The sequence below is a fragment of the Klebsiella sp. JB_Kp042 genome (assembly GCF_040065275.1).
Classification (GTDB): domain Bacteria; phylum Pseudomonadota; class Gammaproteobacteria; order Enterobacterales; family Enterobacteriaceae; genus Klebsiella; species Klebsiella quasipneumoniae.
This window is the reverse complement of sequence record NZ_JBEAJL010000021.1, coordinates 1-12,387: the sequence shown is the minus strand read 5'-3', so window position 1 is coordinate 12,387 and position 12,387 is coordinate 1. Positions and strand designations below refer to the sequence as shown.

At 55.6% G+C, this 12,387-nt stretch carries 13 protein-coding genes and 1 tRNA gene; 6 read left to right on the top strand and 8 right to left on the bottom strand.

Annotation, left to right across the window (positions count from 1 at the left end; all coding sequences use genetic code 11):
* Positions 1 to 132 precede the first annotated feature (132 nt).
* Positions 133 to 1,233, top strand: coding sequence for an AI-2E family transporter (locus ABLV54_RS07145; RefSeq protein WP_050533130.1), 1,101 nt, complete (start codon positions 133 to 135; stop codon positions 1,231 to 1,233).
* 28 nt (positions 1,234 to 1,261) lie between these two features.
* Here ABLV54_RS07145 and eamB read toward each other — a convergent pair whose 3' ends face one another.
* Complete coding sequence (eamB, locus tag ABLV54_RS07140; protein WP_012968889.1) at positions 1,262 to 1,852, bottom strand: cysteine/O-acetylserine transporter; 591 nt, start codon at positions 1,850 to 1,852, stop codon at positions 1,262 to 1,264.
* Between the two features lie 103 nt (positions 1,853 to 1,955).
* On the opposite strand from eamB, the gene ABLV54_RS07135 reads away from it, so the two are divergent.
* A complete protein-coding gene (locus ABLV54_RS07135; RefSeq protein WP_012968890.1) occupies positions 1,956 to 2,837 on the top strand; it encodes a LysR family transcriptional regulator in 882 nt (293 codons plus the stop codon).
* A 59-nt stretch (positions 2,838 to 2,896) separates the two neighbouring features.
* Here the strand turns inward: ABLV54_RS07135 and ABLV54_RS07130 are convergent.
* A tRNA-Asp gene (locus ABLV54_RS07130) sits at positions 2,897 to 2,973 on the bottom strand.
* A 133-nt stretch (positions 2,974 to 3,106) separates the two neighbouring features.
* Entirely contained in the window at positions 3,107 to 3,838 is a 732-nt protein-coding gene (gene dnaQ, locus ABLV54_RS07125) for a DNA polymerase III subunit epsilon (RefSeq protein WP_004204621.1), read from the bottom strand.
* A gap of 64 nt (positions 3,839 to 3,902) precedes the next feature.
* Here dnaQ and rnhA point away from each other — a divergent pair, with 64 nt between their 5' ends.
* Positions 3,903 to 4,370 (top strand): ribonuclease HI, encoded by a 468-nt coding sequence (gene rnhA / locus ABLV54_RS07120; RefSeq protein ID WP_004204620.1) that lies wholly within the window; start codon positions 3,903 to 3,905, stop codon positions 4,368 to 4,370.
* Here the strand turns inward: rnhA and ABLV54_RS07115 are convergent.
* Positions 4,367 to 5,089: a class I SAM-dependent methyltransferase gene (locus tag ABLV54_RS07115; protein WP_004204619.1), complete on the bottom strand. Its 723-nt coding sequence runs from the start codon at positions 5,087 to 5,089 to the stop codon at positions 4,367 to 4,369. The genes rnhA and ABLV54_RS07115 overlap by 4 nt on opposite strands.
* 32 nt (positions 5,090 to 5,121) lie before the next feature.
* Between ABLV54_RS07115 and gloB the strand changes: the two genes are divergently transcribed.
* Positions 5,122 to 5,877, top strand: a complete 756-nt coding sequence (gene gloB / locus ABLV54_RS07110; RefSeq protein ID WP_050533132.1) for a hydroxyacylglutathione hydrolase — start codon at positions 5,122 to 5,124, stop codon at positions 5,875 to 5,877.
* 71 nt (positions 5,878 to 5,948) lie between these two features.
* Positions 5,949 to 7,316, top strand: coding sequence for a murein transglycosylase D (gene mltD, locus ABLV54_RS07105; protein WP_032453033.1), 1,368 nt, complete (start codon positions 5,949 to 5,951; stop codon positions 7,314 to 7,316).
* 59 nt (positions 7,317 to 7,375) lie between these two features.
* Here mltD and ABLV54_RS07100 read toward each other — a convergent pair whose 3' ends face one another.
* The 3 genes from ABLV54_RS07100 to ABLV54_RS07090 form a co-directional block, all read right to left on the bottom strand.
* Positions 7,376 to 8,146, bottom strand: a complete 771-nt coding sequence (locus ABLV54_RS07100) for a class I SAM-dependent methyltransferase (RefSeq protein WP_050533133.1) — start codon at positions 8,144 to 8,146, stop codon at positions 7,376 to 7,378.
* Positions 8,147 to 8,235: 89 nt separating this feature from the next.
* Positions 8,236 to 9,033 carry an endonuclease/exonuclease/phosphatase family protein gene (locus ABLV54_RS07095; protein WP_072096514.1) on the bottom strand — a complete coding sequence of 266 codons (798 nt, stop codon included), beginning with the start codon at positions 9,031 to 9,033 and terminating at the stop codon, positions 8,236 to 8,238.
* A 102-nt stretch (positions 9,034 to 9,135) separates the two neighbouring features.
* Positions 9,136 to 10,326, bottom strand: coding sequence for an MFS transporter (locus ABLV54_RS07090; RefSeq protein WP_023288495.1), 1,191 nt, complete (start codon positions 10,324 to 10,326; stop codon positions 9,136 to 9,138).
* A gap of 104 nt (positions 10,327 to 10,430) precedes the next feature.
* Between ABLV54_RS07090 and yafC the strand changes: the two genes are divergently transcribed.
* Positions 10,431 to 11,336 (top strand): DNA-binding transcriptional regulator YafC, encoded by a 906-nt coding sequence (gene yafC, locus ABLV54_RS07085; RefSeq protein ID WP_023288494.1) that lies wholly within the window; start codon positions 10,431 to 10,433, stop codon positions 11,334 to 11,336.
* A gap of 32 nt (positions 11,337 to 11,368) precedes the next feature.
* On the opposite strand, the gene dkgB is transcribed toward yafC, so the two are convergent.
* Complete coding sequence (dkgB, locus tag ABLV54_RS07080) at positions 11,369 to 12,172, bottom strand: 2,5-didehydrogluconate reductase DkgB (RefSeq protein ID WP_050533134.1); 804 nt, start codon at positions 12,170 to 12,172, stop codon at positions 11,369 to 11,371.
* Positions 12,173 to 12,387: the final 215 nt, after the last annotated feature.

The following is a 12,387-nucleotide window of genomic DNA, read 5'->3' as shown; positions in this document are numbered from 1 at the left end:
CCACAACCAAACGGGCGGAGATCATTTTCAATTAACTTCTGCGTTGTAAACGCATGACTTTTCTGTTGCCAGCTTGTTTTGGTGAACCCGGCTGAGCGTTGGCGTATGCATATTTTATGAGCGTAATAGAAAATGGATAATAATAATCTTCAGTTAATAGAAAAACGGCTGGTCACCCGCTTTCTCGATATGTTTATTCGGTTCAGTCTTATTCTGGCGCTGGCCTCATTCTGTTTTACCGTCTTTTCTCCCTTTATCAATATGATGCTCTGGGCGCTGATCCTCGCCGTGGCGCTCTATCCCTTACATCAATATTTTGCCGGATTGTTAGCGGGCAAACAGGGACTGGCATCAGTGGTGCTGGTGTTGTTAGGTATTTTACTGATCGTCACCCCCACGGTGCTGATGATCACCTCGCTGGCGGAAAGCGCCAGCGCCATGATAGACAAGATGGGCAGCCAGAGCTTTACCATTCCCCCACCCTCTTCACGAATTGCCTCTTTACCGATCGTTGGCGAACGGCTTAGCGCCCTGTGGATGAGAGCTTCCGTCGATCTGCCAGGATTGCTCAGTAATTACCGCTCGCAAATCGGCGACATTGCCAAACAGTTGCTCAGCATATTAGCCAGCATGGGCGGCGGGCTGATTGGCTTTATTATTTCGTTTATCGTCTCGGGCATTATGATGGCCTGGGGCGCGGCGGGCGCCATCAGCGCGCAGCGTATTGCCATCCGTATTACCGATGAGAATAAAGGCGTGACCCTCACCCGCCTGTGCACCAGCACCATCCGCGCGGTCGCCCAGGGCGTCATCGGGGTGGCACTGATCCAGGCGCTGCTGGTCGGGGTGATCATGCTGATGGCCAGCATCCCCGCCGTCGGGATCTTCTTTATACTTGCCCTGATCCTCGGCATTGCACAGGTGCCGGTGATCCTGGTGACGGCCCCGGCCATCGCGCTGATGTGGAGTCTCGGCACCCACAGTACCGGAATGGATATCTTCTATACTGTCCTGCTGATCGTCGCCGGTATGGCCGATAACGTCCTCAAACCACTGCTGCTGGGGCGCGGAGTCGATGCGCCAATGCCCGTGGTGCTGCTGGGCGCCCTTGGCGGAATGGCCTCTAACGGCATTCTCGGTATGTTCCTCGGCGCCACCCTGCTAGCCATCGGTTACCGGATCTTTATGACCTGGGTAAATGAAGGGCAACCCGCCCTGGCGCAGGATAAATAACCTCAAGGGAGCGTTACGCTCCCTTAATTCATTCCATAAACATTCGTACCGCGCACCAGACCAACAGCAGCGCCAGCAGCAGATTTAACCCTCTTCCATGGCGTTCGAACACCGGCTGAAACAGCTGACCGGCCAGCGCCCAGCAAAGATTGCCGGCAACGCCTATTACTGATAGCAACAGGCTTATCATCACCAGCCAGAATGGCTCGCGAGTCACCGGCAGAACAAAGGTCGACAGGGCCGTGATGCCGTACAGGATAATTTTTACATTCACAAACTGCAGCCCCAGGCTGGCCCAGAAGCTGACAGGCCGCTCCTCCTGCCCACCGCTGGCCGGGTCGCTGCGGGCAATATGCCAGGCCAGCCACAGGATATACCCCGCGCCGACCCAGCGTAGCAGGGAGGTTATCCCCTCATCCAGGGTAACGAGAGTGAACGTCAGCCCGGCACAAATCAGCATGATGATCACAAACCCCAGGCTCATGCCGGCCAGAACCCGCATGCTCCGTCGAAAGCCGTGCGCGGTGACGCTGCTCAGCGCCAGAATATTATTCGGCCCGGGCGTCAGAGCGGTGATCAGGGTGTAAGTTAAAAAGGCGCTAATCAGGGTAGGTGTCACGTGTTTTCTCCTCTTGACTGGCAGACAGTACCCGAAGCTGATAATTTAAAAAAATGAATGTTTTTTCATTCTGAATTCGAGAATGTCGATATAAAGAGGAAATATGGATCTGCGACGCTTTATCACCTTCAAAACGGTTGTCGAAGAAGGATCCTTTCTGCGCGCCTCGCAGAAACTGTGCTGCACCCAGTCCACCGTAACCTTTCATATCCAGCAGCTTGAGCAGGAGCTTGCCATCCCGCTGTTTGAGAAAATTGGCCGACGAATGTGTCTCACCGCCGCGGGTAAAAATGTCCTGCCGCACGTCTACGATCTGACCAAAGTGATGGCGTCGATTCGCCAGGCGGCGCGCCAGGACGATGAACCCGGCGGCGAACTTCGCGTCGCCACTGGTGAAACCCTGCTGGCGTACAAAATGCCGCCGGTGCTGCAGCGTTTTAAGCAACGCGCCCCGAAGGTCCGCCTGTCACTGCAGTCGCTCAATTGCTACAGCATCCGTGATGCGCTGCTCGCTGACGAAGTCGACCTGGGGGTGTTTTACCGGGTTGGCAACGATGATGCGCTCACCATGATGGAACTTGGCCCGCAGCCGCTGGCGCTGGTCGCGTCAGTCGATCAGGCGCCGGTCGACTTCCTGCGCCCGCGGCAGCATATCCCATTGAGCTTTATCATCAACGAACCCCAGTGCGTGTTCCGGCAGATTTTTGAAAGTACCCTGCGCCAGCGCGGCATTACCATGGAGAACACCATCGAACTGTGGAGTATTGAAAGCATCAAGCAGTGCGTGGCGGGCAATCTGGGGGTGAGTTTTCTGCCGCGCTTTGCGGTAGAGGAGGAACTCAAACGCGGGACGCTGGTCGAGCTGCCGTTCAGCGAGACGCCGCTGACGATCCATGCGCTCTGCGCCCATCACGCCGGGAAAGCAATCAGTCCGGCGATGCGGGTATTCATGCAGTGTATGCAGGAGGAACAAGAGGCGCGCTGAAATTCGGCGACGAAAACGACGAAAGCCTGAATCATTGCTGATTCAGGCTTTCTGAATAGTGGCGGAACGGACGGGACTCGAACCCGCGACCCCCTGCGTGACAGGCAGGTATTCTAACCGACTGAACTACCGCTCCGCGTTGTTGTTCCGTTGGGAACGAGGCGAATATTACGGATTCCCCTCTACCCCGTCAACGCTTTTTCTACCGTTTTGAATCGTTTGCTGCAAAAATCGCCCAACCGCCTACTTTTAATCCATTTTAGTGGTTATCAGGCACGCCACAGGCAGCTTCCGCCTTTCTTTTGTACCAGATCGAGGCGGGATTCATGGTTCACCAGTTCTTCATCAGAGGCATAAACCACCCGTAACTGGCTGGCGGCGCGGACGACGCGCTGAATCCCCATCTCGCCTGCCTGCTGCTGGCTTTCGCCTTCCATAGAGAACGCCATCGACGTCTGGCCGCCGGTCATCATCAAATAGACATCGGCAAGGATCTGGGCATCGAGCAGTGCCCCGTGCAGCGTACGCTTGCTGTTGTCTATTTCGTAGCGCGAACATAGCGCATCCAGACTGTTGCGCTTGCCGGGAAACATTTTCCGCGCCAGCGCCAGACTGTCGGTGATTTTACAGAAGGTCTCGGTTTTCCCGATCCCGCGGTTCAGCTTACCGAACTCATAATCCATAAAACCGATATCGAACGAGGCGTTATGGATCACCAGCTCCGCGCCGCGGATGTAATCCATAAATTCATCGGCCACGTCGGCAAAGGTGGGTTTATCCAGCAGGAATTCGTCGGCGATCCCGTGCACGCCGAACGCCTCCGGATCCACCAGCCGATCGGGCTTGAGATAGACGTGGAAATTGTTACCGGTCAGGCGGCGGTTGATCACCTCCACGGCGCCGATCTCAATGATCTTGTGTCCTTCGTAGTGCGCCCCGATCTGGTTCATACCGGTGGTTTCGGTATCGAGAACAATCTGGCGCGTAATTGCAGTGCTCATCGCGGTCATTTATGTCAGACTTATCGTTTACAAATCGATTTCAATTACAGGAAGTCTACCAGAGATGCTCAAACAGGTAGAAATTTTCACCGACGGCTCTTGCCTGGGAAATCCAGGACCCGGCGGTTACGGCGCCATCATGCGCTACCGCCAGCACGAAAAAACCTTTAGCGCCGGCTACCGTCTGACCACCAATAACCGCATGGAACTGATGGCGGCGATCGTCGCCCTCGAAGCGTTAAAAGAGCATTGCGAGGTGGTGCTCAGCACCGACAGCCAGTATGTCCGCCAGGGGATCACCCAGTGGATCCACAACTGGAAAAAGCGCGGCTGGAAAACGGCAGAGAAAAAACCGGTAAAGAATGTCGACCTCTGGCAGAGGCTGGACGCCGCGCTTGGCCAGCATAAGATCAAATGGGAGTGGGTGAAGGGCCACGCCGGCCATCCAGAAAACGAACGCTGCGACGAGCTGGCCCGCGCGGCGGCCTCCCATCCCACTCAGGACGACATCGGCTACCAGCCTGAGAGCTAATTCTGCCCCTTGCGCCACTGCCGGGTGGCGCCGACTGCCGGCCGTAGCTGGGTTTTCGCTTTCCCTGACTTCATCGGATTAAGGGTGAGCGGAATAGTCCGTTTGCGGGCGACAATTAATTGCAAACAGCCCAGCGCTGGCAGATGGGTGCTCAGCAGTTTGCCGCCATGCCGCGACCAGGGTAAAACCTGATAACGCCCATAATGCAGCACTTCAAAGTTGAGCAGCGACAGCCAGTCCAGCTGGCGCATCAACGTAAACATACGGCTGTTGTACGGCGTGCCTTTGCGCAGCACCGGCACCAGTTTACGCAATCCCATCAGGCTCACCGGATTAAACCCGGTCAGGATCATCCAGCCATCATCGATCAGGACGCGATCGGCCTCCCGCAGCAGGCGATGCGGATCGCTGCACCACGGCAGGGTATGCGCCAGCAGGCAGGCGTCGACGGACTTTTCGGCAAAGGGCAAATGCAGCGGGTCGGCCCGGACCTGCATTGGGTTTCCCGCCAGCGAGACATTCACCTGGTGCGAGATGGCGCAAGCTTCGGTATTGATTTCCGCGCTCAGATTGCCAATCTTAAGCAGATGAAAGCCATATAATTTAGCCAGCCATGGCTTCATCTGCTGCTCCAGCGTTTCGCGATAGTATTCGCCCCACGGCATACTGGACCAATGCTCAGGCGCTGTCACTGTATGAGGTATCCTTGCCGGCTTCATTGCCACCTTCCGCTACGCTTTAGAGGTAATTTATGAATCTTATCAGTATTCCCGCGTTTCAGGACAACTACATCTGGGTTCTCACTGAGAATCACGGCCGCTGCATCATCGTTGACCCGGGCGAGGCCGCGCCGGTTCTGGCGGCAATCGAAGAAAACCAGTGGCAGCCCGAGGCCATTTTACTGACCCATCACCATCAGGATCACGTCGGCGGCGTAAAACAATTACGTGAAAAATTCCCCTCTCTGGTGGTTTACGGGCCGGCAGAAACCCAGGATAAGGGGGTTACTCAGGTAGTAGACGATGGCGATCGGCTGTCAATTCTCGGGGTCGATTTTTCCATTTTCTCCACGCCAGGTCACACATTAGGACATATCTGTTACTACAGCGAACCTTATCTGTTTTGCGGCGACACGATGTTCTCCGGCGGCTGCGGAAGGCTGTTCGAAGGCACTGCAGAGCAAATGTATCAATCATTTATGAAGATTAACGCCCTTCCTGAAGAAACCCTTATATGTTGCGCACATGAATATACGTTAGCGAATATGAAGTTTGCGTTGAGTATCCTGCCTGATGATAGGGACATAAACGATTACTATCATAAAGTTAATGAGTTACGTGCAAAAAAACAAAAGACACTACCCGTAATTCTGAAAAACGAGCGGCGTATAAATTTATTTTTACGGGTAAATGATGTTGATTTAATTGAAAAAATCAACAAAGAAACAAAATTGCAACACTCTGTGGCGCGATTTGCGTGGTTAAGGTCAAAGAAAGACGAATTCTGATATTTAATTCTTGTCATCGGCTAACTTCGCCGTTATCCTTGGTCGTCTTTTAAGCAACTATTGACACACACATGAAGGCACGAGCGATATTATTCGCCTCTGTCCTGCTGGTGGGGTGCCAGGCGTCTAAGCACGATGGCACCGTCGAACAGCGAGCACAGAGCCTTTCTGCGGCTGGTCAAGGGGAAGCAGGCAAGTTCACAAGTCAAGCGCGCTGGTTAGATGATGGAACCTTCTACGCGCAAGACCAGGATCTGTGGACTTCCATAGGCGACGAGCTAAAGATGGGAATACCGGATAACCCCCGGATTCGCGAGCAAAAACAGAAGTACTTAAGAAATAAGAGCTATCTCCACGATGTAACTTTACGGGCAGAGCCGTATATGTACTGGATAGCCGGGCAGGTTAAGAAACGTAACATGCCAATGGAACTGGTATTACTACCCATAGTGGAGAGCGCTTTTGACCCACACGCGACGTCTGGCGCCAATGCCGCAGGCATCTGGCAGATCATTCCGAGCACAGGGCGCAATTATGGTTTAAAACAGACCCGCAGTTACGATGCGCGTCGTGACGTTGTCGCATCGACTACCGCGGCGCTGGACATGATGCAACGTCTGAACAAAATGTTCGACGGCGACTGGTTGTTAACGGTTGCGGCATATAACAGCGGCGAAGGTCGGGTCATGAAGGCAGTGAAAGCGAACCGTTCGCGTGGCAAACCCACCGATTTCTGGTCGCTGTCTCTGCCGCATGAAACGAAAGTCTACGTACCGAAAATGCTGGCATTGAGCGACATCCTCAAAAACAGCAAACGTTACGGCGTGAAGTTGCCTACGGCTGATGAAAGCCGTGCGCTGGCGCGCGTTCGCCTCGACAGTCCGGTTGATATTTCTCAGCTCGCGGATATGGCCGGTATGCCGGTCAGCAAGCTGAAGACCTTCAACGCCGGCGTAAAGGGGTCAACGCTGGGCGCTAGCGGGCCAAAGTACGTCATGGTGCCGCAGAAACACGCAGCCCAGCTGCGTGAATCGCTGGCCTCCGGCGACATTGCCGCCGTACAGCCGACGCAGCTCGCGGATAATACGCCGCTGACCAGCCGAAGCTATAAGGTGCGTTCCGGCGATACCATTTCCGGGATTGCTTCCCGTCTCGGCGTCACGACCCGCGATCTGCAGCAGTGGAATAACCTGCGCGGCTCTGGATTGAAGGTTGGACAGAACCTGGTTATCGGCGCCGGCAGCAGCGCGCAGCGTCTGGCGAATAACAGCGATAGCATCACCTATCGCGTTCGCAAAGGTGATTCGCTGTCGAGCATCGCCAAACGTCATGGCGTTAATATTCGCGACGTCATGCGCTGGAACAGCGATACCGACAATCTGCGGCCTGGCGATCAGCTAACGCTGTTTGTGAAAAACAGCGATCGACCAGAGTCCTGATACGTCAGGGTTCGATAAAAAGGCACCGACTTCCCCCGGTGCCTTTTTTGTTGTCCGTATTAAACCGCTTTATGCGCTTCAAACATGATGGTATCGCTGGTAAAGGAACCATCCTGCTGTAACTCAAAGTAGGCTTTCACCTCCGCCGAGGCGCTCTGCTGGTATAAACGAATCGCCTCCACCAGCGGCTCAGGGGTACGCATCCGCGCCACCCACGAACTGAACTCCAGCGGCAGGCGATCGGTCAACAGCTGATTAATCACCAGCCCCGCCTCCGTCGCCAGCGTCAGCCACTCGCCGCAGGAATAATTACGCACGTGCGAGGTATCGCGCAAGGCTTCCACCGTCTGCAGCCAGACATCACGCACCACATGGCCCGGCGACATCACGTCCATCACGATCATCACCCCACCCGGCTTGAGGACACGTTTCACCTCGCGCAGCGCCTGGCCAACGTCATGCCAGTGATGAGCAGAATAGCGGCTGATAACGATATCAAAGCTGGCATCAGCGAACGGCAGCGTTTCGGCATACCCCTGCTGGGTCACGATATTGCTAAAACCTTTCTCCTTTGCCGCGGCGGCAACGACCTCCAGCATCTGGCTCGATAAATCATAGGCGGTCACCTCGGCAACTTGTCCCGCCGCGGTAAAGCTGGCGTGCCCTGCCCCGCAGCCCATATCCAGCACTTTCGCCTGAGGAAAATCAGCCAGTCGTTCCGCCAGCCGCTGCAGATCGCGACCAGAGGCGTGCACGGCGCTGGTCAGATAGGCGCTGGCCTGGGAGCCGAACTGCTTTTCGACGTTGTCATGGTGAGAGCGTGTTGTCATGTTGTCTTGTCCTTACGGTTTTTTGAGTAATAAAAGGCAGCACCATGCATGCGCAGGCCTGCCCCATGGCAGGCCTGACCAACCTTAAATTAATCAGGCTTGCCGGGACTGAATTCGACTAGTAGCGGGTTGTGGTCGGAGGCGCGGGTTACCAGCACGGAAGCATCGTGCACGCTTAACCCACGGTAGAACACAAAATCGAGCGGGCGACCAAACGCGCGGCGGCGCTGATCGTCCGGGAAACGAACTTCACGCAGCGACATCTCGCGTGCAAAGCGGTACAGGGCGTTCATCCGCGGGCGGCTCCAGGCATTGAAGTCGCCAGCCATGATCACCGGCCCGCTGTGATGGGCGATCTGATCGCCAATCGGCAGCAGCTGTTTGCTGTAGACGTCGACGCCAAGGCTGAAGTTAACGGCATGGATATTGACCACCATTAACAACCGCGCATCGGGCAGCGGATAGACAGTCACTAATGCTGATTTAGGCAGACGCAAGATAGGTTCACGTTCGCGCAATGGGCAGCAATAGATAGGATGGGCGGAAGCCAGCGTCATCACGCCGGAAGGATGCTGCGGCAGCACCAGCGCAGGCACCTGATCGGCGGCCAGATAGTTGGTGGTCGCGAACCTGACCAGCTCCGGCGTCGTCTGCGCCTCCTGCAACAGGACTAAGTGCGCGTCTTTGCCAAAATTCTTAAGGACCGACTGCCACTCTGCGCGCTGCTGCTTGAAGATATTCCACACCAGCACGCGGATTTTCTCATCGCTGCTTAACGGCGTGCCGGCGGGATAAACCGGACTCACGCCCGCAAACGCCCCCGGAGGCAATATTCTCTCCGCAGGTTGTCCGGCGACATAGCGCATGGCGTAGGTGTTCTTTCGCAATTTGGGCATTAATCCTCGATAACAGAAACCAGCCCGACGACGACTGGTTATTCTGTTATAGGGATTTTCCCATACACTTTCAATGCAAATTGCGAGAAACCCTTAGCCTTCGGGAGAAAGCGCTGCCGAACGGCGTGGCAATTTATCTAAACGTCCGCTCAGGGCCACCAACAGCAAAGCGACCAGCACAATCACCGCGCCAATCCACGGCGTCTGCGCCAGACCGTACCGCTCGACCGTCTGTCCACCGACGATCGAGCCCAGCGCGATACCGACGTTGAAGGCGGCAATATTCAGGCCGGATGCGATGTCGACAGCCCCGGGGGTGTACTGCTCTGCTTTTTGCACCACATACACCTGCAGGCCCGGCACGTTGCCGAAGGCGAAAACGCCCATCACCAGCACCGTTGCCAGCGCGGCATAGTGAATGCTGGCGGTCAGCTGGAACACCAGCAGCAGCACAACCAGCGCGGCGAAGATAAACTTCAGCGCGGAGACGGCGCCATGCCTATCGGCCAGTTTGCCGCCCCATACGTTGCCAATAGCCACCGAGACGCCATAGCCCAGCAGGATCCAGCTCACGGCTGACGGGCTGAAGCCGGCCAGCTCCTGCATCATCGGCGCAAGGAAGGTAAAGGCGGTAAACACGCCGCCATAGCCCAGCGCGGTTATGGCATAGATCATCAGCAGGCGCGGATGGGTTAAGACTTTCAGCTGATCGCGCAGGCTGGCGCTGGCGCGGCCCGGGATATTATTCGGCACCAGAATCAGACTGCTGATAAGCGCAATCACCCCCAGAATCGATACCGCGAGGAACGTTTCCCGCCAGCCAAAATGCTGACCGATGAAAGTCCCGAATGGCACCCCGGTCACCAGCGCGACCGTCAGGCCGCCGAACATAATGGCGATAGCCGAGGCTGCTTTCTCCTTTGCCACCAGGCTGGTGGCGATTGTCGAGCCAATAGAGAAGAACACGCCGTGTGCCAGACCGGTCAGCAGGCGCGCCAGGATCAGCGTTTCATAGCCCGGGGCCTGCCAGGCCAGCACATTACCCGCCGTAAACAGGACCATCAACGCCAGCAGCAGCTGTTTACGCGGCATACGCCCCGTTAACGCCGTCAGCACCGGGGCGCCGATCGCCACGCCCAGCGCGTAGATAGAAACCAGCAGGCCTGCCGACGGCAGCGAAATAGAGAGTTGTTGGGCAATCGTCGGGACCAGGCCGACAATCACGAATTCAGTGGTGCCAATTGCGAAGGCACCGATGGTTAAGGCAAATAGCGCCAGTGGCATAATTTACTCCGTAGCATCAGGATTAAGATGACACGTAGTATGAAGGGTTGTATAAATAACAAAAACTATCAAAGTATCAATAGAATTTTGCTACAGGTGCAATAATGAGAGCCACATCCGAGGAGATCGCCATCTTTGTGGCGGTAGTGGAAAGCGGGAGTTTCAGCAGGGCGGCCGAACAGCTGGGTCAGGCCAACTCTGCCGTCAGCCGGGCAGTCAAAAAGCTCGAGTCCAAGCTTGGTGTTAGCCTGCTCAATCGGACCACCCGTCAGCTCAGTCTGACAGAGGAAGGCGAGCGCTATTTTCGCCGGATGCAGGTGGTATTGCAGGAGATGGCGGCGGCAGAAAACGACCTGCTGGAAACGCGCACGACGCCGCGAGGCCTGCTGCGGGTGGATGCCGCGACGCCGGTGATGCTGCATTTTCTCATGCCGCTGGTGAAGCCATTTCGCGAGCGTTACCCGGAAATGACGCTGTCGCTCGTGTCGTCAGAAACATTTATTAATCTGATTGAACGAAAAGTGGATGTGGCTATTCGGGCCGGAACCTTAACCGATTCCAGCCTGCGCGCCCGACCGCTGTTCACCAGCTATCGGAAGATCGTCGCCTCGCCAGAGTATGTTTCGCGCTACGGCGTGCCGCAGCATCCGTCAGATCTGAAACAACATCAATGTCTGGGCTTTACTGAACCCGTCTCTCTGAACACCTGGCCAGTATCCTGTTGCGATGGTCAGTTGTTAGAGATTGAGGCGGCGGTATCATCGAACAGTGGGGAAACGCTCAAGCAACTGTGTCTGACCGGGAACGGTATTGCCTGCCTGTCGGATTATATGGTGGATAAAGAGATAGCCAGTGGGGAGTTTGTGGAACTACTGGCCGACAAACGTTTGCCGGTGGAGATGCCCTTCAGCGCGGTGTACTACAGCGATAGAGCCGTCAGCACACGTATCAGGGCGTTTATTGATTTTCTGAGCGAACACGTAAAACAGCTCCCGAAGGAGCTGTCGTAGTACCCTCTGATGGGCATACCGGAAGCAGGAGATTAATCCCACTGCGGCGCCAGACCTTCCGGGCTCACCAGCCGATCGTTGCAATCCAGCGCGGCGATCGCCTGGCGATCGTCATCATCCAGCTCCAGATCCAGCGCTTTCAGGTTGCTGGCCAGGTTCTCACGCTTCGTCGAGGACGGGATCACCGCGTACCCCTCGCCCATCGCCCATGCCAGGATAACCTGCGCCGGAGTCGCATTATGTTTCGCCGCGATACGGGCAATCACCTCATCTTTCAGCGCCTTACCGTAGGCCAGGGTCATGTAGGAGGTGATATGGATACCGTGCTCACGCGCCCAATCGACGACTTTACGGTTTTGCAGATACGGCGAAAGCTCAATCTGATTGGTAGCAATGTTTTCAGCGCCAACGGCGGCAATCGCGCGCTCCATCAGTGGAATAGTGAAGTTGGAGATACCGATCTGACGGGTCAGGCCGAGCGCCTTCGCTTCCATCAGAGCAGCCATAAACTCTTCAACAGCTACCGCATCATTCGGTGACGGCCAGTGGATCAGCGTCAGATCAACATAGTCAGTGCGTAGCTTCTGCAGGCTCTCTTGCAGGCTGGCGATCAGTCTGTCTTTGCTCAGGTTTTCGATCCAGATTTTGGTTGTGATGAACAGCTCATCACGCGGCACGCCGCTCTCAGCGAGAGCCTGACCCACCGCGGCTTCGTTGTCGTAGATTTGCGCGGTGTCGATAGTACGATAGCCCAGCTCCAGCGCGGTTTTTACGGATGCGATAACAACATCATCTTTCAGACGGAAGGTGCCAAGACCAAATGCAGGGATTGCCATGTTTTTCCTCGTTATTTGTTCATTTCGGTTAACGAATGAAATTATGGCTGATGGTGTGGTGAGGAAAAAGAGCGATTAATGCAGAGGATTTTTGCTGATTTAGCAATAATCGGAAACAGATCAAACAAAAAAGCCCTGAGCAGATGCTCAGGGCTCTTATTAAGTGGCGGAACGGACGGGACTCGAACCCGCGACCCCCTGCGTGACAGGCAGGT